Source organism: Thalassoglobus sp. (assembly GCF_048270125.1).
In the GTDB taxonomy this organism is placed as follows: Bacteria; Planctomycetota; Planctomycetia; order Planctomycetales; family Planctomycetaceae; genus Thalassoglobus.
Genome location: NZ_JBLWTN010000005.1, coordinates 22,451 through 47,206, shown reverse-complemented (window position 1 = coordinate 47,206; position 24,756 = coordinate 22,451). Strand labels below are relative to the sequence as shown.

At 50.5% G+C, this 24,756-nt stretch carries 20 protein-coding genes; 7 read left to right on the top strand and 13 right to left on the bottom strand.

The features are described from left to right. Positions 1-213: 213 nt before the first annotated feature. Together ACN0YR_RS07970 and ACN0YR_RS07965 are read right to left on the bottom strand one after the other, a co-directional pair. Complete coding sequence (locus ACN0YR_RS07970; RefSeq protein WP_417848674.1) at positions 214-1,749, bottom strand: hypothetical protein; 1,536 nt, start codon at positions 1,747-1,749, stop codon at positions 214-216. Positions 1,750-1,937: 188 nt separating this feature from the next. Continuing rightward, the gene (locus ACN0YR_RS07965) at positions 1,938-3,995 is read right to left on the bottom strand and encodes a multiheme c-type cytochrome (protein WP_417848673.1); all 2,058 of its coding nucleotides are present in this window, start codon (positions 3,993-3,995) and stop codon (positions 1,938-1,940) included. Between the two features lie 554 nt (positions 3,996-4,549). Between ACN0YR_RS07965 and ACN0YR_RS07960 the strand changes: the two genes are divergently transcribed. The 3 genes from ACN0YR_RS07960 to ACN0YR_RS07950 all read left to right on the top strand — a co-directional run bounded on the left by ACN0YR_RS07960 (position 4,550) and on the right by ACN0YR_RS07950 (position 7,694). Continuing rightward, positions 4,550-5,881, top strand: a complete 1,332-nt coding sequence (locus ACN0YR_RS07960) for a sulfatase (protein ID WP_417848672.1) — start codon at positions 4,550-4,552, stop codon at positions 5,879-5,881. 67 nt (positions 5,882-5,948) lie between these two features. Continuing rightward, positions 5,949-6,479 carry a cyclic pyranopterin monophosphate synthase MoaC gene (gene moaC / locus ACN0YR_RS07955; RefSeq protein WP_417848671.1) on the top strand — a complete coding sequence of 177 codons (531 nt, stop codon included), beginning with the start codon at positions 5,949-5,951 and terminating at the stop codon, positions 6,477-6,479. 174 nt (positions 6,480-6,653) lie between these two features. Next, positions 6,654-7,694, top strand: a complete 1,041-nt coding sequence (locus tag ACN0YR_RS07950; RefSeq protein WP_417848670.1) for a polyprenyl synthetase family protein — start codon at positions 6,654-6,656, stop codon at positions 7,692-7,694. Positions 7,695-7,777: 83 nt separating this feature from the next. On the opposite strand, the gene ACN0YR_RS07945 is transcribed toward ACN0YR_RS07950, so the two are convergent. The 5 genes from ACN0YR_RS07945 to ACN0YR_RS07925 form a co-directional block, all read right to left on the bottom strand. After that, the gene (locus ACN0YR_RS07945) at positions 7,778-9,553 is read right to left on the bottom strand and encodes an aldehyde ferredoxin oxidoreductase family protein (RefSeq protein ID WP_417848669.1); all 1,776 of its coding nucleotides are present in this window, start codon (positions 9,551-9,553) and stop codon (positions 7,778-7,780) included. Positions 9,554-9,588: 35 nt separating this feature from the next. Next, positions 9,589-10,209, bottom strand: coding sequence for a phosphoribosylglycinamide formyltransferase (purN, locus tag ACN0YR_RS07940; RefSeq protein ID WP_417848668.1), 621 nt, complete (start codon positions 10,207-10,209; stop codon positions 9,589-9,591). Positions 10,210-10,296: 87 nt separating this feature from the next. Next, positions 10,297-10,878 carry a hypothetical protein gene (locus ACN0YR_RS07935; RefSeq protein WP_417848667.1) on the bottom strand — a complete coding sequence of 194 codons (582 nt, stop codon included), beginning with the start codon at positions 10,876-10,878 and terminating at the stop codon, positions 10,297-10,299. 186 nt (positions 10,879-11,064) lie between these two features. Next, positions 11,065-11,262 (bottom strand): hypothetical protein, encoded by a 198-nt coding sequence (locus ACN0YR_RS07930; protein WP_145204231.1) that lies wholly within the window; start codon positions 11,260-11,262, stop codon positions 11,065-11,067. Between the two features lie 342 nt (positions 11,263-11,604). Further along, positions 11,605-12,984 carry an MATE family efflux transporter gene (locus ACN0YR_RS07925; RefSeq protein ID WP_417848666.1) on the bottom strand — a complete coding sequence of 460 codons (1,380 nt, stop codon included), beginning with the start codon at positions 12,982-12,984 and terminating at the stop codon, positions 11,605-11,607. A gap of 461 nt (positions 12,985-13,445) precedes the next feature. Between ACN0YR_RS07925 and ACN0YR_RS07920 the strand changes: the two genes are divergently transcribed. Next, positions 13,446-14,375 (top strand): ParA family protein, encoded by a 930-nt coding sequence (locus tag ACN0YR_RS07920; RefSeq protein ID WP_417848665.1) that lies wholly within the window; start codon positions 13,446-13,448, stop codon positions 14,373-14,375. Positions 14,376-14,517: 142 nt separating this feature from the next. On the opposite strand, the gene ffh is transcribed toward ACN0YR_RS07920, so the two are convergent. After that, complete coding sequence (gene ffh, locus ACN0YR_RS07915; RefSeq protein ID WP_417848664.1) at positions 14,518-16,002, bottom strand: signal recognition particle protein; 1,485 nt, start codon at positions 16,000-16,002, stop codon at positions 14,518-14,520. A 319-nt stretch (positions 16,003-16,321) separates the two neighbouring features. Further along, a complete protein-coding gene (locus tag ACN0YR_RS07910) occupies positions 16,322-16,597 on the bottom strand; it encodes a branched-chain amino acid aminotransferase (RefSeq protein WP_417848663.1) in 276 nt (91 codons plus the stop codon). A 429-nt stretch (positions 16,598-17,026) separates the two neighbouring features. On the opposite strand from ACN0YR_RS07910, the gene ACN0YR_RS07905 reads away from it, so the two are divergent. Both ACN0YR_RS07905 and ACN0YR_RS07900 read left to right on the top strand, forming a co-directional pair. After that, entirely contained in the window at positions 17,027-19,045 is a 2,019-nt protein-coding gene (locus tag ACN0YR_RS07905) for a POT family MFS transporter (RefSeq protein ID WP_417848662.1), read from the top strand. Positions 19,046-19,122: 77 nt separating this feature from the next. Further along, positions 19,123-19,917: a hypothetical protein gene (locus ACN0YR_RS07900; RefSeq protein WP_417848661.1), complete on the top strand. Its 795-nt coding sequence runs from the start codon at positions 19,123-19,125 to the stop codon at positions 19,915-19,917. A 41-nt stretch (positions 19,918-19,958) separates the two neighbouring features. Here the strand turns inward: ACN0YR_RS07900 and ACN0YR_RS07895 are convergent, their stop codons facing one another. Continuing rightward, positions 19,959-20,711: an SGNH/GDSL hydrolase family protein gene (locus ACN0YR_RS07895; RefSeq protein ID WP_417848660.1), complete on the bottom strand. Its 753-nt coding sequence runs from the start codon at positions 20,709-20,711 to the stop codon at positions 19,959-19,961. Between the two features lie 279 nt (positions 20,712-20,990). Here ACN0YR_RS07895 and ACN0YR_RS07890 point away from each other — a divergent pair, with 279 nt between their 5' ends. Next, complete coding sequence (locus ACN0YR_RS07890; RefSeq protein ID WP_417848659.1) at positions 20,991-21,677, top strand: HNH endonuclease; 687 nt, start codon at positions 20,991-20,993, stop codon at positions 21,675-21,677. Positions 21,678-22,062: 385 nt separating this feature from the next. Here ACN0YR_RS07890 and ACN0YR_RS07885 read toward each other — a convergent pair whose 3' ends face one another. The 3 genes from ACN0YR_RS07885 to ACN0YR_RS07875 form a co-directional block, all read right to left on the bottom strand. Beyond that, positions 22,063-22,668, bottom strand: a complete 606-nt coding sequence (locus tag ACN0YR_RS07885; RefSeq protein WP_145204821.1) for an OmpH family outer membrane protein — start codon at positions 22,666-22,668, stop codon at positions 22,063-22,065. A gap of 225 nt (positions 22,669-22,893) precedes the next feature. Continuing rightward, positions 22,894-23,817: a fumarylacetoacetate hydrolase family protein gene (locus ACN0YR_RS07880; RefSeq protein ID WP_417848658.1), complete on the bottom strand. Its 924-nt coding sequence runs from the start codon at positions 23,815-23,817 to the stop codon at positions 22,894-22,896. 239 nt (positions 23,818-24,056) lie between these two features. Beyond that, positions 24,057-24,500 (bottom strand): bis(5'-nucleosyl)-tetraphosphatase, encoded by a 444-nt coding sequence (locus ACN0YR_RS07875; protein WP_417848657.1) that lies wholly within the window; start codon positions 24,498-24,500, stop codon positions 24,057-24,059. Positions 24,501-24,756: the final 256 nt, after the last annotated feature.

The window sequence follows — 24,756 nt, the reverse complement described above, 5'->3', positions numbered from 1 at the left end:
TCCACGGTTGGTCCGCAGTCCATTTCGAATTCGTGACCCCGTGCTGACTCGTGGAGAGCAACGTGCAAAACTACAAAACCGATCTTCACGAGACCAAAAGCATCGAAGACACTCGAAGAAACATCAAGCGTTGGTGACCCCGTTCTGCCTCGTGGAGAACAGAGTGCAAAGTTACAAAACCGATCTTCACGGGCCCAAAAGCATCGAAGATGCTTAGAATATTACGATGGTTGAGGCGAAGAATCCTTCGCGGCGAAGGGCAGGGGTGTCGGACCAGTTCTTGATGCTGCGGAGTTCGAGGTACTGTCGCGCGGTCAGCTTCCGGCGATAGGTCATCCCGATGCCAAATGTGGCGTCGGCACTGACTTCTTCATATGCAATTTCCGGGATCAAAGATTCATCCTGGTTATGGCGAAACAGCTGAACTCCGAGGGCTGCTCCGATACGCTTTTGTGGAGGAGCACCGGCAGCCAGGTTGAGTAAAGGGTTCACTGTAAACGCATTTCGCAGGCGATCAAAGTTTCCGCCTGCGATCGTCGTCCAGTCTTCGCTGGCATAAAACGCATTAAAGTAGGTGACGGTACTTTCGATGCCAGTCAGGCACTCAAACTTGTAGCTGGGGACTCGCGTGTACGCTGTCTCGACCACTTGTAAATTGCCATTCCCGACGGATGAATCATCTGCGAAGCGATACATCGTCCGTCCAGAGACTGAGAGAGGACCGAAGAATTTTGTTGCACTCGCAGCCAGGTAGTTCGTTGAGAACTCAACGTCCCGACTGCGATTGAGATGCGCGTACGTCGCTTCGATGAAGGTGTGCCGATAATCCGCAGAGAGGTGGACTCCGAGGACATCTGAAGAATTCGGAAGTGAATCAACCTGATCCAGCGCGTAGAACGCCTGGACGTTCAAGTTGCTGAAGGGGAGCGACGTGAAAGTATTTTTCCCGAGAACAATCCCTGTAATTTCGTCATTCATCAACAGCCCGTTCTGGAGTCGGAACGGGAAACGCCCCACAGTAAAATTGACATCGAGCTGATGCCGGTCATCATTTCGCCATGGACCGAAGAGGCTTTGAAGTTCTCCCTCGAACCACCAGCGCATGGGGACTTCAGTCGAGTTGTCGATGTAATGCTGCGGGTCGTTTAACTGCCAGAATGATCCGCCAGAGTTCTCTTCGCCGAGTGGCCGAAACTGGACGTGAAATCTTTCTGTGCCTGTCAGCTGAAAATCAATATCTAAAAGAAGTTGATGTCCAATTCCGTCGCGGCGAGTGTCGTTCTGTTCGAAAACGGCCCCGAATATTTCATACGAACCATGCAGCACGATGCGTGGCTCAAGCATATTTGGATCACATCCGAGCCAACTCAAGTCCGGGTGCCAGCAAACCATCCCGGGACCGAGATAGTCATTCGGTCGCGAGCAGAGTGGTTTCGGCTCAACCCACCATTCTGGCAAACGCAAAATCTCTCCCGCATGATGATCCTGAACATGCAACTGTGGCCCGTTGAGATCACTTGGCTCATAGAGATACGATCCGCCATGGTGGTAGAGTTCTTCCTCTAATGAAGGCAACTCAACCAGCACTCCATTTTCAAAGTAGCTGATTGGTCCTTCAGTCTCGATGTCTTCATTGGGAGTCGGGGGAACTATGAGAGTCGCGAAACCGGCAGGTTCCTCTGCGCAGACGGATAGCGCTGCCCCGAGCAGGAGTGCAACGGCGATCAAACTTATGGTCGTTGGGTGCATAGAGGATCGGGCAAGCTGGACACTTTCAGAGTCCAGAAAATTGTTGAACGATATTTTTCACTTTTGTGTCGAACTGGTCCTGAAACGTGAAGTTGCTCTCTCAAACGTTGAGGAAAGCACCTATTTCAGAGGTTTTCGGACTGGTTCTCGTTAAACATGCTTATCAAGAGATGGAACTGACGTGTCTGTTATTCGACCAGAATGACGCATTGATACTCATCGATCACGACGGTCTCAATGAGGTGTTTCAAGTGAGAGATTCCGATTTTATCGAACAGTGCGGGAGGTAAATTTCGATAGTTCAGGCGGACGAGCAAGCGGTACTGACCTGCTTGATCCGGAAGCTTGATCGGATAGGCCTGGCCGACTGTCTGCAATGGTGGCAGGCTTCCTTTGGCGATACGAAAAACCGATGGTCGTCCAAACGATTGCGCAGGTTCATCGATCGGCCGAATGACGTTAATGGGGCGGAGATCGCGGTTCACCGGAATGATGACAGACCGCTCCGTTCCCTGTGTTGTGAGAACGGTGAACTTGCTCTGAAAATTCAGGAGATGCTTGTCCCGTGCGAGGAGTCCAGCTTCCACTGCATGACTGTGTTCATCTCGGAGGTCGCGGTTGTCGTCAAAATCTCCCGATGCAAAAACTTGCTTGCCGTATGGGTCGATAAGTCGGACTTCAACCCAGACCTGTCTTTCCGCCGTGAATCCCGTGGGGAAATTATGCCCAGCTGTCGTGCTGGTAACATCGACATGAATTTTCATCTTGTCGCGTGGACTGGCTCGATATGGATGGTCGACACTGATCTTGGCTGCGTTTTTGAGTAACGTGTAACGCTCGTTTCTGGCCTTGGCGAGTTGCTGACGATTCTTGATCCTCAAAAGTGTGAGCGTCTCTTTCTGATGCGGTGTGAGATTCTTCGTGTCCCGGTAGTCCTTCTCGTACATCCAGTCGAGCTTTTCCGGAAACTCCGTGTCTGGGAGCAGCGAATAGTCTGGCCCGGAAAAGGTATGACTCGAAAGCGGACGATCTGGAAGCAAAGATGGATCCATCCCTGGAACGACTGCGACCTTCCCGAAAGGCCTCTCCCACGATTTAACCGGAACGCCGGGAATCGGTCCCATGTGGCAATCCTGACACGACGTTCCTTCTTTGGCAGCCGGGCTGTTTTGCCATTCGCTAAATGCTTCTTCGAGTCGAACACCTTGCGGACTGGTCACATCATGACATGACCCGCAGAATGATGATTTCGTTAATTGATTCGAACTCGCTGCGTCATGAACCGAGCCATCTGGATTGACCGGATCACTGAACGGACCATAAGTGCAGCCTTCATTCACGAGTCCGGGAGTGACAGGCAAGCGTCCGCTCGCTTTGTAGAACGGCTTTTCAAGTCGATGGCAAACAACGCAAGTCACCCCTTCCATCGAGATCCGCGACCGATGAACATTTCGCATCGAAGCATTCTCGCCGATAGAAACTCCGATCGGCGTATGGCAGCGAGTACAAAACGTTCCGATGGTTCCACCGGTCCGTTCAATCATCGTGAGAGTGAACGCTTCGAACACAGGTGAGTGCTGAGCGTAGGCGTGCATTGACCGAGACCACTCATCGTACTGGCGAGGATGACACTGGGCACATTCTTTCGCAGAAACGAAATCAGTTTCGAGCAATGGGCGCGTGTTGCAGTGGTCCGGCAAGACGTAATCGAGGGCTCCGTTTTTGATCCAGCGGTACAGTGTTTCCAGTTGACCGGCGGTCAGGTAATCCTCTTTCTTCTCCGGCGGCATCTGTGGAGCTTCAGGAGCGTCTGAGTTTGGATCAAAATTGTGATTCCAATTGACGTACTGCCACAAGGGAGACGCTTCCGGGTTCCCGGGGATCACAACAGGTGTGTCGGAATGAGGCGTCATTCCCATTAGAGATTCGTAAGTGGAGAAATCGTGCTGGTCAGTATTCGGGCGATGACAACCATTGCACTTGTTTCGAATCACCCAGTGAATTTCCAGCCAATCCTTGTTGAGTGGATGGGTATCCTGCCGGACAATGGGATTCGCAGCGACGACGGTGTTATTGCCAGATTGCTCTCCTGGGAATAGAAAAGAAACGACGAGCAAAAGAAGAACGGGAGTTCCCCAAAGATATCGCCGCCAAGGCGCACCTTTCACCGGTGACGATTTGCTCTCGTCCGTGACTGCAGCATCAACCTCAAGGCGTATTTGCCTTGTCGAATGACGGGCGTCCATGCCCATTCCCCCCCCAAGCACTTTCAATGTCTCAATAAGCTCGCTTCTCCAGGTTCGGCAGATTTTGCTAAACCGGGAGCGCAGCCCATGCAGGCTTAACATTACATCGGATGGAAAGCATGTGCAGGTCCAGCAAGTTCGCTGCGAAGACTCATTCAGACAACAAGTTTGAGGCTTTTCCAAAGGGAAGAGCCTCTCTCACACTCTGATCGGTCCCATTCCCCATGGGAGAATCAATGGTGCTGGTTCAAGAGGATTCTGCCGAGACAAGCTGGAAATCTCGGTGGACTTGGCGACTGCAGCCAGATTGATCAGAATGTGAGCCTGCAAAACAGAATACTTTTTCAGCAACTTGAAAAGGCTGAATTCTTGCAGAGAGCCTCCAACATAAATGGATGCTTCACATTGAACCTGTCAACGTGAGCCGAACTCGTTAGAACTGATCCTGAAACTTGAAATTGCTCTCTCAATCATTGAGGAAAACGGGTATTCCAGAGGTTTCCGGACTGGTTTTAGCAAGTTGGCTTGTTGTTCTTGAAGCCAGAAAGAGAACTATGTCGCTCCGTCCATCTTTATTGTCGGTTGTTGCTCTCGTATTCGCATCGGCGTTAAGTCCGCAGCTTCAAGCTGCCCCACCGAACGTGGTGCTGATCCTCTCAGATGACCAGGCGTGGGGGGATTACGGCTTTATGGGGCATCCAGAAATTCAAACTCCCCATCTCGACAAACTCGCTGCCGAGTCGTTGACGTTTCAGCGTGGCTACGTTCCAGACAGTTTGTGTCGACCCTCTTTGACGACCATCGTCACCGGTCGATATCCGCATCAGCATGGAATCGTGGGCAACGATCCTCCTCCTCCAGCTGACCTGGTCGGAGCGGCAAAGCGAAAAATCGTTCAGGATCCTCGATATCTGGAGATCCGGAATCGTTACATCGAACACATCGATGATGAGACCACGCTGGCAGACTTTCTGCATGATAATCTCGGATACATTTCGCATCAGTCCGGGAAGTGGTGGGAAGGACACTATTCCCGTGGTGGGTTCACTCATGGCATGACGCATGGAGATCGCACCAAAGGAGGCCGACATGGTGACGACGGTCTGAAGATTGGCCGCACAGGGATGAAGCCAGTCTTTGATTTCATCGATACTGCAGTTGAAGAAGAAAAGCCCTTCTTCGTTTATTACGCACCGTTCCTGCCTCATACTCCGCACAATCCGCCAGCAAGACTCCTCAACAAATACAAAGATAAAACTCCGCATCTGCCGATTGCAAAATACTGGGCGATGTGCGAATGGTTCGACGAAACGTGTGGGCAGTTGCTTGATCACCTCGATAAAAAGAACCTCGGCGACGATACGATTGTGCTTTACGTTTGCGATAATGGCTGGATCAATGAAGAGAATGCCAGTCGTTATGCACCGCGATCAAAACGTTCTCAATACGATGGGGGAACGCGAACCCCAATCATGATTCGCTGGAGAAATCACGTTGAGCCAAAAATGGACACGACTCATCTTGCCAGTTCGATTGATCTGGTCCCCACAGCTCTGGCTGCTGTCGGAATCGACATCCCGAAGGATCTCCCCGGAATTAACTTGCTAGATTCCAAAGCTGTCGCAGATCGCAAAGCGATCTTTGGCGAAATTCTGGAGCACGACATTCAACACATGACGGACCCAGTCGCCAGCTTACGATTTCGCTGGGTGATCGAAGGAGACTGGAAGTGCATCGTCCCTCACCCCGGTCGTGAACCTGATGCGAAGACCGAACTCTTCAATATCACCAAAGACCCGCATGAGAAAAATGACCTCGCAGCGGACATGCCTGAAAAAGTTGCTCAGCTGACAAAGAGAATCAACCAGTGGTGGAAAGTGGATTGATTTCACGAGCGACTCATCTTCATTCGCAACTCACGTTCACCTTCTTGCTGAAAATAAATTGATGACTATGTCTGGATCGAAACAGGCTCCTGATACCGAGAGCGGTGAACAGGCGGGGGAGTCGTTGACTCCTCTGACACACTTTGATGAATCAGGAGCCAGCAGAATGGTCGATGTCGGCGGGAAGCCGGTGACCAGTCGCATGGCACGGGCTGAAGCGACGGTTGTCATGCAACCGGAGACACTCGCACTCATCCAGAATCGGAAATTCGCCAAAGGTGATGTTCTGGAGGTCGCTCGACTCGCTGGAATTATGGCGACCAAACGAACGGATGAACTGATTCCGTTGTGTCACTCTTTGGGGCTCGATGCAGCGAGTCTTGAATTTGAACCTCTTGATGCATCACGAATTCGGATCGAAGCGAGCGTCAGTGTTCAAGGTCGAACGGGAGTCGAAATGGAAGCGATGACAGCCGTTTCTATTGCTGCTCTCACGATTTACGACATGTGCAAGTCTGTTGATCGGTCGATGGAAATCACGAATCTTCGACTCATTGAAAAAAGTGGAGGAAAAAGTGGGCATTTCCTTCGTGAATAACTTTCGCTAATAACGGATAAAGCTCGCAGGTCGTTTGCCCCGCCGTTGAAGTTTGGGCAAGCAGAGCGTTCTGGAGCATTTTCGGAATTTGTATTCCAATCTGTCTCGTGGAGTTCAACGTTTTTCCTGAGAGAACCGTTTCTTCACGGGCACGGAAAGCACGAAAATGCTCTAATGAACCGTTTTTTGTTTGTGTTTAAGAAACCCAAGAAGGTCGCGGAAATGCCGCAAATTGATAATGTGAACGAGCTATTGACGCAAACCCAGTCATTGATTGGGGATGCATTGCAAGCTGTCGAGGCGACATTTGCGACCGAATTGGCCTCGAAGAATCCCTACCTCAGGGATATTTATCAGCACACATCGCGTTTTCGTGGTAAACGGCTCCGTCCAATTTTGTGCTTGCTGACAGCTAAAGCCTGCGGCGAAATCAAACGTGAGCACGAAATTCTGGCTGCCGTCGTCGAGATGATTCATACCGCCACTCTGGTGCATGACGATGTCCTCGACAACGCTGATATCCGTCGACATGTGGCGACTGTGAATGTGCGCTGGAACAATCATACGTCTGTGTTGTACGGCGATTTTCTGTTCACACATTCGTTCCATCTTGCTGCCGAAACGGGAAGTGCAGAAGCTTGCCGACTGATAGGCCGGGCCACGAATCTGGTCTGCGAAGGAGAACTGACGCAAATCCGCAACCGTGGAAACCTCAACCTGACCGAGGCGGAGTATCTGAACATCATCGATGGCAAGACTGCCGAGTTATGCGCCGTCGCATGCTTGCTGGGTGCGAAGTTCGCCAACGCCGATCAAGAAACCATCAAGCGACTCGAAAATTTTGGGCGTTTACTGGGGCAAGCGTTTCAGATCGCCGACGATGTTCTCGATCTGACAGGACTGGAATCGAACGTTGGAAAAACGTTAGGAACTGATCTGTTCCAACAGAAGTTGACGCTGCCAATCATTCGGCTGTTGGGCAAATCATCAGAACAGTCCAAGTCGGAATTGACCGAACTTCTGGAAGCAGGGACCGATGAAGCTGCTCAGAAAATTGTTCTTCTGGCGAAAGAAGAAGGAGTCATTGAAGAGTCATTTGATTTCGCAAAACAGCTCGCAACTCAGGCTCAGTCAGAACTCGACATCCTGCCCGATTCGCCAGCCAAGCAGGTCTTGTTGAAATTACCAATCATGTCCATCAACCGCGTCGTTTAAAATCTTTTCAACACCCGTCGTGCGCGTGTAGAGCGCGTGCTTCATATTCGAAAAGAATTATCGAAAATACTCTGCCGCATACTTCAAGCTTGCGGAGAAGCAGTCGAAACATACCCGTCCGCCGTCCAACCACGTGCGAGGTTGTAAGCTTTGATTTGCTCAGCGAGTCTTTGCCGACTGAGGACTCCTCCAACACTGGCACCCTCTGCGATGGGAGTTTCAAAGAACCTTGCAGGGAGTGTGTCCTCTGCGGGTGTCCAACCCTGGTCGATATTGAATTGCTTTTTGGCGGTCACGATTCGCTGTGCCGTTGTTTTCAGCTCAGCAGCATCGACGTCCCAACCGGTCACAAGGTGCAGCATTTCTGCCATCGCAGCCATGCGGTCAGTGAAGACGCCTCTTAGAAATTTGCAGAGGATTAAGGAATCCATCACCGCAGCTTCGTCTTCCGTTTCGATTGCAAGATTGACTGCGTGGACATCCGGGTTCATGCGGTCGACCTCTTCAGAGAAGTCAACTTGATACGCTCCCGACCGATTATGATCTGCTCCGCGCGTTCCAACTGCAAACCCAAGTCCCATTGTTTGTAGTGCTCGCGGCTCATAGCCGGGCAGTTCTAAACCTTTTACATGGATCGCAAATTCTTCTGTACCACGTCCAATTTTTTGCGAGGCAATCCGCACACCGTCTGCCAGAATCTCCCCAATGCCTTTTCGCAAGCTGATCAGCTTCAGTGTGTCGAGAAGTGCTTTGCCGCTACCAAACTGGAGTGTCGGTTCATCAAGAAATCCCTTTTCAACAGCCTCCATTGCGAAGGCGACACTCGCCCCGGCGCTGATCGTGTCGATGCCGACTTCATCGCAATATGCAGACGCCGCCAAAACCATTTCCGGATCGGAAATCCCACAGAGTGGGCCGAGTGCATAAAGGTTTTCGTACTCCATCCGCACGGGGGCTTGTTGCTTGTCTCCGAGCTTGAAAAGGTGTTCACAACCAATCGTACAAGCAGCACAGCTATCACGTGTCCGCACGCTTGAAAGGACATCTGGAGCGATCTGTTCTGCACCTTCAAAAGATGTCTGCTGGAAGTTTCGAGTCGGCAATGTTCCGAGACGATTGAAGGTGAGTAAATTGCTGACGGTTCCGAGTTCTCGATATTTCTCGGTCGCTGCCCCGAACGATTTTTGCGACAGTGACTTGCTGTATTTGATGAGTTCGTCGGGATGCGCGAACTCAGTCTTGCGGTCTCCAAAGACTGCAATCGCTTTCAGTTTTTTCGACCCCATGACTGCGCCGAGTCCGCCTCGGCCGGCGTGTCTGCCATCATTAGAAATTGTCGCATATCGAACCAAATTTTCACCCGCTGGGCCGATGGCTGCGACTCGAAACTGATTTCCGATTTTAGTTCGAAGGCTTTTTGCGGATGCCGCACTCGACAAGCCCCACAGGTCTGTTGCATCTCCAATAGAGAGACTGTCGGGCGTGATCTGAATGAGGACCGGGGACTCGCTCTTCCCAACTATGCAAATTGCATCGTAACCCGTTTTCTTCCCTGCGATGGCAAAGTGAGACGAGGAGAGCGAATCGTTCAAGCGGTTGGTGAGCGGACTTTTTGAGAGAACAGAAAACTTGGCGGAGGTCGTTAACGGACTTCCGACAAGCGGGCTGAAAACAAAAAGGAGCGGAGCAGATTCACCAAGTGGGTCGTCATTGCCAGAGGATTCTTGAGAAAGAATCGCTGTCCCAAGGCCTCCTCCACCAATGAATTTGCGCAGCATGGGCTCGTCAATCTGAACAACTCGAGACGTCCGCTGACAAAGATCAACTCGCAGGTAACAACCGTGGTATCCAAATGGCATGTTTGCAAAGGATTGAGGAGATCCAATTTATAGGTTCAGGATTCATTCACGATATGAACTCGCCCCTCTTTCACCAGGAGTCGATTTTCTGCATAAAGTTGAATCGCTGCGGGGTAGGCTTCGCATTCGGCGGCCTGGACTCGCTCAGCGAGTGAATCTGCATTATCAGTGGCGTCGACGGGAACCGTCTGCTGTAAAATGATGGGGCCGTGATCGTATTCATTATCACAAAAATGAACCGTACAACCAGAGATTTTACAGCCACGAGTAATGACAGCCTCGTGCACGCGGTGTCCATACATTCCTTTTCCACAAAACGCAGGGAGAAGGCTGGGATGAATATTCATGACTCGATTTGCGAAATCATCTGGAATGATGATCTTGCTCAGGAAGCCGGCCAGAATGACGAGGTCGGCATCAACATCGCGAACAACTGAAAAGAGTTTCTGGCTGTACTCATCGGTTGAAGCGAAAGACTTCGGTGACAGAGTGACTGCAGTCAGTCCTGCGCTCTCTGCCTTTTCGATTCCAGTGCAGGGTCGACTGGCGATGACCAGCGGGATCGACGCATTCAGAGACCCAGCCTGAATGTTTCGTTGCAGATTGATCATCGTCGACCCACCACCAGAAATCAGAACAGCAAGTTTCAGTGGCACGTTGGTCGATTCCCTAGTCATGAAATTTAATTGAGTTGTCGGTCAGAGAGTGTAGGTCTACTAGAGCAAGCTGCTCACACATTAACATTAATTGTTACCGAACATTCGTAATGCCCAATTGCGTTCTTCTGAAAAATCAGTGATCACATTTCCGTTGATGGGGTCAAGTTGCAGAATGTTGATAATGCGCCATTCTCCCTCCTCGAGCTGCCACGTCGCTTCCCATCGGGTGGGCTGATGACCAACATAGCTTTGTCCAATTGCTTCAATTGTGGCGTTCACTCGAAATCGTGTTTTGGCTCGGGTATTGTCGTTCAGTAAGTCAATTTCAATGTCAGTGACTCGCATATCGTCGCGAACCTTAACGAGGTTATGAGCCGAGCTGATGAGCAATTGAAGACCTCTCGCTTGCCTGGAAACGTGAGTTAAAGTTTGTTCCAGATTGCGTTGCTGAAACGATGTTGTAATCGCGACAACCGAGTTCCGAACTTTCTCCCGTTCAGTGACAATGGCACCTTCAACAAACCAGGTGACACCAACCAGGAGGAAGCAAGCGGCCATTGCGATCAGGTAACGGGTTTGCAATCGTCGATACCAGACCATCCCGAACATCATCCCGGCCAGCGTCAAGAAGAGCATTGGCTGCCAGGCGTTTTCGGTGAACCACATGCTCAATGCTCCTTAATACACTTTCGTGTTTTTGTGTCCGTGAAGAGTGATTTTCATGTCATGAATCGCCTACCTCCACGAGACAGAACGCATACACATTCTTAAAGAACCAGCCCGGAAATCTTTGAAACAGACGCTTTTCTCAAAGTTTGAGAGAGCAAATTCAAGTTACCGGATCAGTTCTATTTATTTCGTGACTAATTCGCGGACAAGACCTCGAGCAGCCTTGTAGGCGTGTCGCAGTGCGAACAGGCGAGTTTCGATCTGCTCCTGATTATAGTATTTGCCAATTTCGCTCGGTGGCAAACCTGCCAAATTGAGGGTGAGAGGCAAGAGCTCCATGAATTCTTTGTAACGTCGCTGTTGTTCGGTTTGCTCAGTCATCAACAATCTCCAGCATAGTGTTCTTCTGGTCCTGGCTGGCAACCCGGTTTCGACAAACAAAACTTCAACAGTCAATGTTTTTACGAAACGGCATTACCAACTGTTGGAAGCATATTGATTTTAGCAGACTTCTTACAACGTTGAGCTGTTTAGAAGTGATCCGATTGCCTGAATTGCCCCCAGATGCGAAGGCGAAAAGGTAATCGCTGCCAGGTTGTGGGAAATCGGGCATGCCCACGAAGCAGAACGAGGCCCTTATTTTAATTTGGCTATCGATCTTCAACCAGCAGCTACAACTTGTCCAACCGAGCTGTTGCTGCTCCCACAGGCGCGACCGCTTCGTCAAACTTTTGTGAGGAGCCAGCGTTTCGACCAGAATCGCCATGTCGCCAGCACTCCCCGCACAAACATGTCTGCATTCATTCCAACCCAGGCTCCCATCAGTCCCATCCCCAAGTGAATACCGAAATAATATCCCAAAGGAACTCGCACCAAATAAGTAGTGACCAATGCGACATACAACGGGAAACGGGTCTCTCCTGCGCCGCGAATGGCTGCGAAGTAAACGATCGACAGGATCAGCGGAATCTGGAATAGGCCGACGATTCGGAATGCCGGGATACCGACATCTCTGACAGCCTGATCCTTGTGCATCATCGTGTAGATCCAGTCTGCCCCGAGTGTGAACCACAATGTGATGAACACTCCCAGAATTGCACACTGCATAGCTGCTTCATGACCTGCTTTTACAGCGCGGTCTCGATCTGCAGCCCCCAGCGACTGCCCGACCATCGTTGCTGCAGCTGCTCCATAAGCGACCGCTGGCAAGTAGGTAATCGCTTCGACGCGAACACCAATGATGTGGGCTGCGAATTCCGTTTGGCCGATTTCTGAAATGACTCGCAAAAACATTGCGTGCCCCATCCACATCACAAGCCCTTCGACAGCTGACGGAATACCAATCGAGAGAATGCGGCGGACGGTCTCCCCCCTTAATCGCAATTGGTCGAGCTTCAACGAGAGTCCGGAAGTCCCTTTCGCAAACAGAATCAGAATGAAGACTCCACCACTGACGCGGGCTATGAGCGTCCCGGTAACAATTCCATCGACTCCCAAGGCCGGAATGATCCCCCAGCCATTGACGAAAATTGTCGAGATGATGACATTCAGAATGCTGACCGATCCGAAGACCCACATCGGCGTTTTCATGTCACCACATCCTCGAAACGCTGCCGCCAGAACTAGGCTCAAGCTTGAAAAGAGCAAGCCAATGGCATCGATTCGCAAATATCGCACAGCGATCAAAGCTGCATTTCCTTTGAGCCCCATAAACCCGATCAACCAGGGAGCGGTCGGAATGATCAGCAACATGAAGACCAGTCCCGAAACCAGAGAGAGCAGGGCGGATCGATTCGCTACGAGATTCGCCTGTTCCCGGTCATCAGAACCCCAAGCTCGTGAAATGAGTGCCGTCGTTCCGTTTCCCACAACTGCGAAGAGCATCGACGCCAGCCAGCCAACATAGGCAGCCACTCCAACAGCAGCAGTCGCATCGGTGCGAATATCTCCAGCCAGATGACCGGCAAGATAGACGTCGTAAAAACCGACCAGAAAATTCAGGACCTGCTCACCTAAAACCGGCAATGCCAGAAAGAAAACCGTTGCGCGCAGATTTCCCGTAAGAAGTTCTGGTGACACCTTTCGAGTTCGAACGCGAGACATAAAACAGACACTCAGAAACGCAGACAAGAATTCTGGAAACGCTGTGATTCACTCGAGCATTTTTAATGCTTGTGATGCTCGTGGAGATCACTTTTTCAGGTTTTGGAGAGCGAAGAAATAAGGAGTCTCCCAACCTGTCGATGAGAGATTGAAAACGTCGAAGGTTCAGGGAATTGAGGGAATTTGGCAGATTGTAGACAATTGGCAAGCAAGAGACAGGTCACCCGATTCGAGTTCAGGGAATCGGGAGTGATCGCCCAGATGTGCTCTGAATCGCTGCGAATCTCATTAGGAAAGGCATCATATTCCGTTCATTGAGAGAGATTCGTTCGAATTTCTGTCACTCATCTCAATTGCTGCTTCAATTGTTCAGAAAGGAAGAATAATCTGTATTCGCTGATGTATCACAGTTCCGGATCACACACAGCCGTGAAATTTGAGTCTGAGAAAACGGGTACCAAATGAAAATTGTTTCGATCTACAACAACAAGGGTGGCGAGGGGAAATCAACTGTTTCAGTAGGTCTTACAGAATTCCTCGCTGCAAACCGTAAGAAAAAAGTGCTGCTGATCGATCTGGACGGACAAGCCTCGAGTTCGTGTGCGTTGTTAGGGCACTTGTCGGTGAAGAATGCAATCCGTGAGCAAAGAACTTCTGTCGAGTTGATGCAACAGATATTGCATCAGCGGAAAGAGATTGAAGATGTCGAACCATTTCTCACCTGGCGTCCTGCGACCGATTCCAAACGAGCCCCACTCGCGGAAATCGCTGTCATGGTTCCGGATGGCTCGAAGGCGTTTGAACTCGAAGAGCAGATGAAGTGGAATCGCGATCACTCGCTCTTTTTGAAGTACCTGAAACCGGCATTGAAGGGGTTCGATTACGTCTTGATCGACATGCCGGGAAATTTGCAAAAGACACAAGTCATCGCCATGAACGGAATGGTGATGAGCGATCATGTCGTTGTCCCGGTGAAGCCGACTCACATCTCGCTGAACGCTTTGCCAAACACGTTCGAAATGATTGAATACGTGCAGACGTTAACCGGGGACGGAAGCCCGTCAAACATCGGCATATTAAGAAACTTCAGCGACAAGCGACGGCAGCAGTATCAGACGAATTTCCCCGGCATCGAATCGGCAGCAGCCAACGGTGAACTTCCTCCGCTCTTCGAGAATTCCTGGACTCCAGCTTCCATCTTCGAAACCGCCACCGATGATCGACAGGAATTTCGGACGTTGTACTCTCGCTTCGGGAGTGGAACTTCATCGACCTACAAAGCGTGTCGACTCGTTGCCAAGGAGCTTGATGAACGGTGCAGCGGTGACTTCAAAGCCGGGAAATCCAAGAGAATTCGCAAGAATCTGTGGGAACGACTCGGCCTCGCGTAAGGTTGCAGGCAGAGTTGCCAGAAAGCGTCAGACAACGACTGCCAGGGAACTCGCTGAATGTTCACAAGGCGGCACGTTGACGCAGTGTTTTCCGCTCCTCAGGTTTTGCATTCGACAGCCTGAACAGGCATGAACCAGCGTTTTACTTCTTACGCTTGCGGTTCTTCTTTTGGCGTTGTCGTTCTTTCTTTTTCTTTTCACGCAGGGCGTCTTTCGTTGTCTCGCCTCGCTTGCTGCGCTGTTTTCCTTGCGACATCGAGCGGCTGTTGGGATTCATGGCTTCGTTTTGGATATCCCGCATCGCCTTCATGCGGTCCCCCATTCCCATACCTGCCATTTGCTGCATCATGCCCGACATATCTTTGAATTGCTTGAGCAAGTCGTTGATTTCTGCCGGGTCCGCTCCACTTCCGGTTGCAATTCGGTTGCGGCGTGAGCGGTCAATTTTTTCCGGATTTCGGCGTTCGTCCTCGGTCATTGAGGAGATCATTGCCTTAACACGTTTGATGTCTTTGTCCGGGTCCATTCCGTCCATGGCATCCATGGCCTGGCTGAGTTGTCCCATCCCGGGAATCAGTTTCATGATTGACTTCATCGACCCCATTTTCTGGATTTGGCCCATGGCCTTCATGAAGTCGTTGAGGTCGAACTTGCCCTCCAGCATTTTCTTTTGCTGAGCTTCCAGTTCATCGGCATCCATGTGCCGCTGAGCTGTTTCCAGAAGCGTGGCGATATCACCCTGACCGAGAATTCGCTGCGCCATCCGGTCTGGATGAAATGGTTCGAGCAGGTCGAGTTTCTCTCCCATCCCTGCAAATTTGATGGGAACGCCCGTGACCGCTTTGACCGAAAGGGCTGCCCCGCCGCGTGTATCCCCGTCGAGTTTGGTGAGGATGACACCATCGAGCTCGAGGGCGTCATTAAATGCTTTGGCACTGTTGACAGCATCCTGTCCGGTCATCGCATCGCAAACGAGCAACACCTGATTCGGCATCAACTTATTGTCGATTTGAATCAATTCCTTCATCAAGGAATCGTCAATATGCAATCGCCCAGCGGTATCGAGAATGATGACGTTGCAGTCTTGCTGCTTGGCTGCTTTCTTAGCGTTTTGGCACACTTTGACTGGTGTGCTCGAACTGGCCTCTTCCCAGTAAACCGGGACTCCGACCTGTTCCCCAATCACCTTGAGCTGTTCAATCGCGGCGGGTCGCTGAAGGTCGGCTGCGACGAGCATTGGCTTTGCGCCTTCAGCCAGCAGCATTTTTGCGAGCTTACCGCAAGTCGTCGTTTTTCCGGCCCCCTGAAGTCCACACATCATGATGATGGAGGTTTCGCCCCGACGGATCGCGATGGAATGATCAACCGGCCCCATGAGGTTGACGAGTTCGTTGTAAACAATCCCGACGATTTGCTCGCCCGGCTTCAGCGACTTGAGGACCTTGTCTCCGACAGCCTGCTCAGTCACCCGGTCGCAAAATGCTTTCGCGACATCGTAGTTGACGTCTGCTTCAAGCAATGCTTTGCGGACTTCACCCATCCCTTCGCGGATGTTCCCCTCACTCAGTTTCCCGCGAGTGATGTTTCCGATGGCATTTGTCAGATTTTCGGTGATCGATTCAAGCATTGGTTTCTTCAGTTGTTTCTGTTTAGGCGGCCAGATCAAATCTCCAGCGAGAATTCTTCATGAGCCGCAAGGCGATAGCCTTGGATCGAGTCGATTGTTCATTGAACCGAGGCTAGCGCCTGGCGGCTGATTTCACACACTGTATTACCAGAGAATTCTCCGCTGGGAATCTGAACGAGCCATCCTAACAAAAAATCAGGAAATCTCCCAACGAGAAAAAGCGACGCCCGAAATTCGAACGTCGCTTATGTGAGAGCGAGAGAGGTTTGTGAGAGCTTTTGAGAGCGGACCTGTTCGCATTCATATTCCTGATCGCTGATTAGTTAACATCACATTCGCTGGAGCAGAAGTCATAACTGTCGTCGAAGCTACTTCCCAGGATCGAGCCTTTGTGCCCACTTGTTCCGTCGAATGAATAGCTTTGCTGCATGTTGTTGAAGGCCGTTCCGACGTCTTCCAGCTCATGATTAATGTTCATTGAAAGTTCCGCGAGGCCAACGATCAGTCCGAGGACGACGATAGTGGCAACCAGAATGAGTTCAGCTGAGACAATGAAACCGGCTTCGTCGTTGAGGAGTTGGTTGAAAGTTTTCATCGATGTATTCCTTAAAGTTGTGGAGTGTTTTGTTTGATGTGAAAGAGATAAAGCAGAGAGGGTGCCAAAGTGTGCCGCAACCCGTTTCGATTTCTTTACACGAGACAGAGCAGGGCGCCATAACTTGTCTAACAGAAACACGTTACACCTCACTCTTGACGTGTTAAATTTTCTTATCACGAAGCAGAATGCCTCAGGTGCCGTGAGGTAAATCGGCAACACGCCAATCTCCCGTCCTCAGGCAGTTGATGTATCCTCATAGAAATCCAGCACTTAGGCACCGCGATGCAAGAACGCATCGTGCTGCGGAATTGCAACGCCCTCTGGAAGCAATCGAGCTTGCGGGTTTGTTCCAAGCCTGATCAATCTGTAAAGTCACCACTCATCAATGGTTGCGAATCGACTCTCAACACCAGCAGGGAAAGCAGGATGGCTGCAGAAAAGTACATCACGGTCCCCCCCGAAACGGACAAGATGCCACCGGGGATTCCTTACATCGTCGGCAACGAAGCGGCCGAGCGGTTCAGCTATTACGGAATGCGGGCCATTCTGGTTGTCTTTCTGACCGAGTACCTGCACTTGATGTCAGATAAGTTGCTCCCGGCGATGAGTAACGCAGAAGCAACAGCGCATTACCATACGTTCGTTTCTACCGTCTACTTCTTTCCGATTCTCGGGGCGCTCATTTCGGATGCCATCACCGGGAAATATAAGCTGATTCTATGGGTCTCAGTCATTTACTGTCTGGGCCATGGTGCGCTGGCACTGGTCGGAAGCCCCGGGATGTCGCCGACGAACTATATGTGGCTCGGACTGATTCTGATTGCGATTGGATCAGGTGGAATCAAGCCGTGTGTCTCTGCACATGTGGGGGACCAGTTCGGCAAGAAAAATGAACACATGATGTCCAAGGTGTATCAGTGGTTCTACTTCTCGATTAACTTCGGATCGACAATTTCGACCTTTATGGTCCCCTGGCTGTTGGAATGGTACGGACCGCACATCGCCTTCGGAGTTCCTGGTGTCTTGATGGCGATTGCGACGCTGATGTTCTGGATGGGACGCAAAGTCTTTGTGCATATCCCGCCCGCCAGAACGAAACTTTTAGATGACCTCTTCAGTAGTACCGGTCTCTGGACACTCGCGAAAATCTCAGCTGTCTTCGTGTTTGCGAGCGTCTTCTGGGCTTTATTCGACCAAACAAGCTCGACCTGGGTGTTGCAAGCAGAAAATATGAATCGCAACGTGTTTGGTTTTGAAGTCCTGAAAGAACAGATTCAAATTGCGAACCCGGTTCTCGTGATGCTGATGATTCCGCTCTTTCAGTTCGTCATTTACCCAGCCATCAATAAAGTCTTCCGGCTGACACAGCTGAGAAAGTTCTCGATCGGACTGTTTCTGGCAACTTCCTCCTTTGCACTATCCGCAGTCGTCGAGCAATGGATTGAAAAGGGGGGCTACCCATCGATCTCCTGGCAAATTTTGGCGTATGTCCTGATCACCGCCAGCGAAATCATGGTCTCCATCACTGGCCTTGAGTTCTCTTACGCTCAGGCTCCGAAGTCGATGAAATCGATCGTGATGTCGTTGTGGCTAGCATTCGTCGCTCTGGGAAATGTCGTGACGGCACAGGTCAACGAGTTCATCCAGATTCCGAGTATCAACGAGGTCTTGAAAGAGTCCAAGTCGTTCAAAACCGTCGGCGAGGAAAAAGAAGTGGTTCAGGTTTGGAAAACAAAAAGGGAACCGCTGACAGACGCACACTCTGATGAGGTCGCCAAAATTCTGCGCGTCGCAGGTTATGATGGCGAGTTCGGAACGAAGGACGATTTCGTTTTAGACTTTGGAAAATTTGAGAACCTGCTGCAACTCGCGACTTCCGAGGATGAACAGCTCAACAAAGCGAAAGCTGTTATCGATGAGGCATTTTTAGCAAACAACGATACGCTTCCGTCTGTAGAAGCGGGGCAAGAACTCATCACCGGAATCAAAGACACCTACGGAGAACAGATCAGCTATGAACAGTTGACTCGCAATCGATATCGACTCCTTTCATCCGGTGCTGACAAGAAACTCCAGACACCTTGGGATGTCACCCTGAATTGCGTGGTGAATCGCGTTGACCCGAAGGATGTCACTGAAAACCCTGAGGCGTACACCTGGAAAGAGAAGCGAATCATCGAACTCAGCGGCGAAGAGGGGCGAAAAGAGGTTGAAACGAAACGCGGAAATATCCCAAACACAGAAATCGCAGGCTCGATCACAGCCGGCGGCGCGGTGACCCTCGAAGGTTCAGACTACCACTGGTTCTGGGCACAACTGATGTTTGTGACTGCGGTCCTGTTCATTCCGGTCGCTTACCTCTACCCAGAAAAACCTGCCTCGGCAGAGGATGAGATTTCCGATGAGATCGCTTCGGAGTCACAAGAAGAAGGAACCAGCAAGTAAAGCATGATAACGCAGCAGGGTGCATCGGGGATGCGAGTTCCATAGTATTGGTGCATTAAATTGGGTATCGTCAAAGTATGTTCAACATTCCAAAATATCGCCTGTCGCTACTCGCTTCGTTCTGCCTGGTCGCAGCCGGTTCCATGCTGATTGCACAGGAGTTCGAGCCTGCGAAGGCTGAGCCAACGAAGGATGATCCGCTTGCTCTCGCGTTTGTGAGAGATCACTCGCCGTTGGATGGGAACGATAATGTTGCGTACTACGGATTATTGAATCAGGCGCGGGAAGCCTCTCAAGCGGAGCTGGCCGAAGCGGGGCGCCAGTTTCTAAAGAAGCGGCGTGAGCAATCGAAGCTGCTGACGTTTCCCGATATGATTCGGAACCCGAAAGCATTTCGCGGTCAGCCGGTACATCTCACCGGACATGTGCTGCAAACGATTGAGTATGACGCCTACGAAAATGACTATGGCATCGAAAAACTTTACGAGTCGATGATCTATACAGACGATTCGCAAACACATCCCGCAGCCATTGTCTTTCTTGAAAAACCGGACAATCTCCCCATCAGCGGAGATCTTATCGAAGGGGTCACAGTATCCGGATATTTCTTGAAGACGTATGTCTATCCCTCCAGCGACAATGCAAACCGCGTCGCTCCGTTAATCCTCGCCAAAACGGTCACCGTGAAGCCACAACCGGAAGCGATCGATTCCGGCAACACAAATCGATTCATTTTTTGGGGGCTCGCTTCCGGAATCGTGATTCTTTTTCTCGTGCTCTACATCGTTCAGCGATCTGACCGAAAACGGATGATCATTGAGCAAAAGAAACGACTCGATAGCGAGGCTCCCACGTTCAAGCCTCCTGCTTAGAGAAATACGTTCTTCACGGGCACACGGTAGAGCAAACTGCTCTAGTTTGGCAATGCTTTCTTGATTGACTCCGCTGCCTGCTTTCCTAATGCTGCGGAGCCGGATGGCTTAAAGTGGACGTTTGCCGGGAGCATCAGCTTGTCCATTTGTGGTTTCACGAAGGAAAACTGATCGTCAGTCGGGATGTTATGCTTTGCCATAATCTTGGCTGCGACGGCGTTGTATTTCTCGGAGTCTCCCGGGATGCGGCCTTTGGCTCCTTCAGGGACAGGCGTGGTGCTTCTCCAGATCAACTTCGCTCCCGTTTTTTCTAACCTTTCGACGAGTTTGGTGAGATTCTTTTCGTACTCGGGAAGAGGAACCTGATACTCACCTTCATCGACGCCAACCAATTGCTTCTTGGCGTTGACGTGCTTGAGGTCATGCAGTCCCCAGTTGAAGTGGATGACATCCCATTTGGAATCGCCCAGCCAGGCCTCAATCTTTTGAAGGCCAAGAGTGGTCGGTCCGCCATTTTGTGGAATTCGATGAACGTTTGCGATCCCCTTAAGCTGCTTCTGCACATCCACGGTGTAGCCAATGGAAATTGAATCTCCGATCAGCAGGACGCGGGGAAGTTTCGGGTCGTCGACAACTTTTGCAAAAGCGGGATTCGGTTTTCGTTTAGGCTTCGCTGCCGGAGTTTGTTTCTGATCTTGGGCGAACCCGGATTCTGTCATGGTTGTCACAATCAATAATCCAGCTGCAAAAAGAACGGTCGCGTTGAAAAAAGTGGTCATTGAGCGCAAGGACATTCCGGTCTCCGAAAATGGTGATTTGAAGTTGTAAAGCGGTCGATGTCCCACTCCGTTCTCTGTCGGGGACAGCGTCAGGGGGGGGTGAGAATTGTTCAGATTCCTGTTCAGGTCTCTGATGAATTCTAATGAATTCCAAACCGGCGAAACCACTGGAGATCGAAAATATGTTGCTTGAGGAGCATTCTGCAGGTAGAATTATCCCCCTTTAGAGGATGGTCAGAGTCCTTCACAAGCAGGGACTTTTTTGTCGAGCCATATTCAGGCCAAGGAGCGTGCATGGTCAGCCAGGCGCGTCACAAATCTGCCTCCACTTCCACCGCGAGCGATGCAGCCAAATCACCAAGAATTGGCTCTCCTCCAGCGATGCAGGCTGCGGTCTTGGCACTCAACCGTAACTATATGGCGGTGCATGTCATCTCCGTCCGCCGCGCATTCTGCTTGATCTTCAAAGAACTCGCGGAAGTCATTCATGTTGAGAACGGTCGTTTTCTGACCTATGACTTTGATGGCTGGAGAGAATACTGCGAACTGAAACTCGACCTGGGCGAACGCAAAGATCACGAAGATTGGATTCGCGCAGTCAATTTCGAGATTCAGGTCCCACGTGTCATTCGCCTGAGCACCTACGATCGTTTGCCGAAGAACACAGTTAAGTTCAATCGTCGGAATATCTTCCTGCGAGACGGCCATCGCTGCCAGTATTGCGGCAACCGATACAGTTCACCACGATTGAGTCTGGATCACGTCATGCCAAAGAGTCGTGGCGGTCCGGATACGTGGGAGAACATCGTTTGTGCCTGCCTGGATTGCAACGTCAGCAAGGGAGGGCGAACTCCACAAGAGGCCGGGATGCCATTGCTTCAAAAACCGTCGAAGCCCAAACGCAGCCCACTTTTGAATCGCCAGTTGATGCAGCCGAAATACGAAAGCTGGAAGCACTTCATTCCACAAGTCTCAGAGTGATTTGCCCGATTTTGATCGCCACTTCGTACTGACTTCACTCTGTACGACGATGATGAAACAGATGATGAAAACGTTGTTCGAGAGCTGACGAGAACAATCGGTCCGATTCATCAAAACGAAATTTCAACAAATAGCAGCTGCGCGCATAAAAACAGACGAGCTTAATAAAACTCGCCTGCTTGGTCTTTCAGAACCAGTCCCAAAACTTGCCGTACCTGTGAAGATCATCATGACTTCAGAGGTCGTTCGCCGTGAGGCAGAACTGAAAGACAAGGATTGGGATTGCTCTCGCTGATTCGCTCTCACAAAATCTGAAAAGTGATTGTTTCCCGATGGGTCACAGTAATTTCAGAAGTGCTGTTTGCGTCTCGTAGACTGTTGGGTCTTAACGAGCACTTGCTGTTTTGTTGTATTGATCGTTCAGGTACTGAAGGATCGGATCGGTCAGATCGTCTTGTGGGCGATGCCAGACAACTTGTCGGTTCATGCCTTGGATGATTTTCTGAGGATCGCCAGCAGCTGCGACGTCTTCACGATTGAATCGCATGATCAATGTGTACTCATAGTGCTTGGCGTACATTGAAACAGCGTCTTGAACTTCGACGTAGATCTTTTTGTAAACTTCAGCTTGCTTACGAACGATATCGCGACGTTCGACTTGTTGGAAAGCCTGAAGTTTGGTTTGAAGTTCGATCAACTGAGCTTCTTTTGCGTTGTAGTCAGGGCTGTTTGCTGTCAGTCCTTGCATCTGTCCTTGAACAGACTTCATTTGTGCAACCATGTCCTGAGCTTTTTGCTCAGCTTGTTCAGCTGCCGCTTGAAGTCCCTGGGTTTCAGCTTTGAACTTTTCGTAGTTCTTGAAAATGTGTGCCATATCAATCAGGCCGACCTGATGTGCGGCCGAAGGCTGATTCTGGGCGGACGCTGTGTTGACTGCAACAAGCAATCCAGCGGCCACAAATGCGGTCATCCACAGGCTAGGTTTCTTCACGGTCACTGCACTCCTTTGCGGTTCCGTTTGGCCGGGGTTGTTGATCAACGACAGGTTGGACCATCAGCCAAATCTTGAATCTAATAGGTTGAGGTGTGATTGGGACGAAGTCCGCCCCGATGGGATTGGAAATCTCGCAGAAGATGTAAGTTGCGTCAACGTGAATTGGGCGAGGGTCATCAATTGGTTTTGAGGCCTTGTAAAATCGGCAAAAACTGCGACAAGTCACACAACGGGATTCTCCAAGACCCCTATTCCCTCTATTTTTGCGGTCAGAGTGTCTCCAGCTTTAAGAAACTTGCCTTTTGCCTTACCAACACCCGCCGGAGTCCCGGTGGAAATGATGTCACCTGGCTCAAGAGTGACGAAATTTGAGATAAAAGATACGACAGCCGCGACCGGAAAGACCATCTCTGCCGTCGAGGAATCCTGCTCGATCTGCCCGTTCACATGAAGTTGCATCTGAAAGTTTTGTGGGTCTTCGAAATCAGAAGCGGGGAGAATGCACGGACCCATCGGACAGAAGGTGTCGTGCCATTTTCCGTGTAACCAGTCGAAAAAAGGATCGCGAGATCGCTCAGCCCGTTGAGGATTTGGACGAAACGCCCGGTCCGAGATATCATTCACGACTGTATATCCCGCCACAAAGTTAAGAGCCTCCTCCTCGGTCACGCCTGAACATCTCGTGCCGATGACCACTCCCAGCTCGAGTTCCCAGTCAATTTGATCTGGCGAGCAGGCGGGGATGCGAACAGGGTCGCCGGGGTTTGTGAGAGTCGTCGAGGGTGGCTTCATGAACACGTACGGGAATGTCTTCTCACGTTCTTCAGCCCGGCCACCACTCTCTTCAACATGCTTGGCATAGTTCCCCGCGAGCAGCAGCAGTTTCGAAGGATTCGGAATCGGCACAAGTAATTGAACATCTTCAAGCTTGAAGCCGTCTCGCTGAATGAGATCCTCACTGACACGAGACTCCATCGAAATCACCAGGTCGTAATACTTTCCGCCGGGTAGAAGATCGACCAGTGACTCTGCAGTCAGAATGTCTCTTTCAGATTTCTGTACAAAATTGGAAAGCGGTCCAATAGCATCTTCGGTATAGAAACCAAAATGTGCTTCGCTGTTCTGCTCAAATCGACAAAGTCTCATGATTGAAATCCTTAATTCATAAGTTGATTGAAGTCGCAGGTCGTGGAAGTTTGTCGCTCGACAGCGTCATCTTCCCAAGTCGTTTTGCTTATAGAGCAGTTTGCTCTACCGTGTGCCCGTGAAGAACGCATTTCTCTGATAAAAATGCTGTTCGCCACGAGGCAGATCCTGCAAACCAATTCGAAAGATGCTCTAAAATCATGAAGAGTTCCAACGAGAACGTAAAACATTGAAATTGTTTAAGAGCTTTGCTTTAGTTCGAAGAATTTTTCAACTTGAGCGAGGAGTGGATCGATCGTTTTCCATTGAATTTCGTGTGGCGGAGACCATTCGAACCATTCGAATCCTTCGTGTTCAGTGACCTCGATCTTTGGTTTCGAGTCGATACGTGCGAGGAAGATGACAAGTTCCTTAAGTTTTTTCTTATTCCGAGTCCGTTTATTTTTGACATAGTACCGATCCACGTATCGGAACTCCGGATCGATCTGAATGTCGTTTTTGGAGAGACCTGTTTCCTCTTCCATTTCCCGGAGTGCGCACTCGATCTCGGTTTCACTTCCATCGAGATGCCCTTTGGGAAGATCCCAGCGATCGGCGTGCCTCATCAGGAGGAACGATTGGACGGGGTCTCCCTGCAGAAGGAGAACACCACAAGCTTTCAGTTCAGGAATTGGCTCAGTCATAGACGAATCTGGAGTTTGAATTCAGGAAAAGTGGCTTCCGCAGTTCTGGAAGTTCACTTCAATGTTGATGTTCCATGGTTACTGTTTCATGTCCTTTTCAGCCGACTGGATGCCACGCTCGGCGAGAGATCTCCCGTCACTCTAAGGCGAAGCTTCCCTCGACTTTGTACATTGAACTTCTTGGAAACTATAGTGTCTCGCTCCAAGCATGTCCGCAGTGGGCAGTTCCTCTCTCCTTTGACTTCTCCAAACTCCT

Bases quoted from the DNA above. Each gene is read 5' to 3' on its own strand.
- ACN0YR_RS07925 (WP_417848666.1), bottom strand. From the start codon at position 12,984: ATGTCTCGCGTTCGAACTCGAAAGGTGTCACCAGAACTTCTTACGGGA.
- ACN0YR_RS07945 (WP_417848669.1), bottom strand. From the start codon at position 9,553: ATGCCATTTGGATACCACGGTTGTTACCTGCGAGTTGATCTTTGTCAG.
- ACN0YR_RS07890 (WP_417848659.1), top strand. From the start codon at position 20,991: ATGGTCAGCCAGGCGCGTCACAAATCTGCCTCCACTTCCACCGCGAGC.
- ACN0YR_RS07900 (WP_417848661.1), top strand. From the start codon at position 19,123: ATGTTCAACATTCCAAAATATCGCCTGTCGCTACTCGCTTCGTTCTGC.
- ACN0YR_RS07935 (WP_417848667.1), bottom strand. From the start codon at position 10,878: ATGTGGTTCACCGAAAACGCCTGGCAGCCAATGCTCTTCTTGACGCTG.
- ACN0YR_RS07970 (WP_417848674.1), bottom strand. From the start codon at position 1,749: ATGCACCCAACGACCATAAGTTTGATCGCCGTTGCACTCCTGCTCGGG.
- ACN0YR_RS07880 (WP_417848658.1), bottom strand. From the start codon at position 23,817: ATGAGACTTTGTCGATTTGAGCAGAACAGCGAAGCACATTTTGGTTTC.
- ACN0YR_RS07960 (WP_417848672.1), top strand. From the start codon at position 4,550: ATGTCGCTCCGTCCATCTTTATTGTCGGTTGTTGCTCTCGTATTCGCA.
- ACN0YR_RS07910 (WP_417848663.1), bottom strand. From the start codon at position 16,597: ATGAAAACTTTCAACCAACTCCTCAACGACGAAGCCGGTTTCATTGTC.
- ACN0YR_RS07895 (WP_417848660.1), bottom strand. From the start codon at position 20,711: ATGTCCTTGCGCTCAATGACCACTTTTTTCAACGCGACCGTTCTTTTT.
- ACN0YR_RS07930 (WP_145204231.1), bottom strand. From the start codon at position 11,262: ATGACTGAGCAAACCGAACAACAGCGACGTTACAAAGAATTCATGGAG.
- ACN0YR_RS07875 (WP_417848657.1), bottom strand. From the start codon at position 24,500: ATGACTGAGCCAATTCCTGAACTGAAAGCTTGTGGTGTTCTCCTTCTG.
- ACN0YR_RS07950 (WP_417848670.1), top strand. From the start codon at position 6,654: ATGAACCGTTTTTTGTTTGTGTTTAAGAAACCCAAGAAGGTCGCGGAA.
- moaC (WP_417848671.1), top strand. From the start codon at position 5,949: ATGTCTGGATCGAAACAGGCTCCTGATACCGAGAGCGGTGAACAGGCG.
- ffh (WP_417848664.1), bottom strand. From the start codon at position 16,002: ATGCTTGAATCGATCACCGAAAATCTGACAAATGCCATCGGAAACATC.
- ACN0YR_RS07905 (WP_417848662.1), top strand. From the start codon at position 17,027: ATGGCTGCAGAAAAGTACATCACGGTCCCCCCCGAAACGGACAAGATG.
- ACN0YR_RS07965 (WP_417848673.1), bottom strand. From the start codon at position 3,995: ATGGACGCCCGTCATTCGACAAGGCAAATACGCCTTGAGGTTGATGCT.
- ACN0YR_RS07920 (WP_417848665.1), top strand. From the start codon at position 13,446: ATGAAAATTGTTTCGATCTACAACAACAAGGGTGGCGAGGGGAAATCA.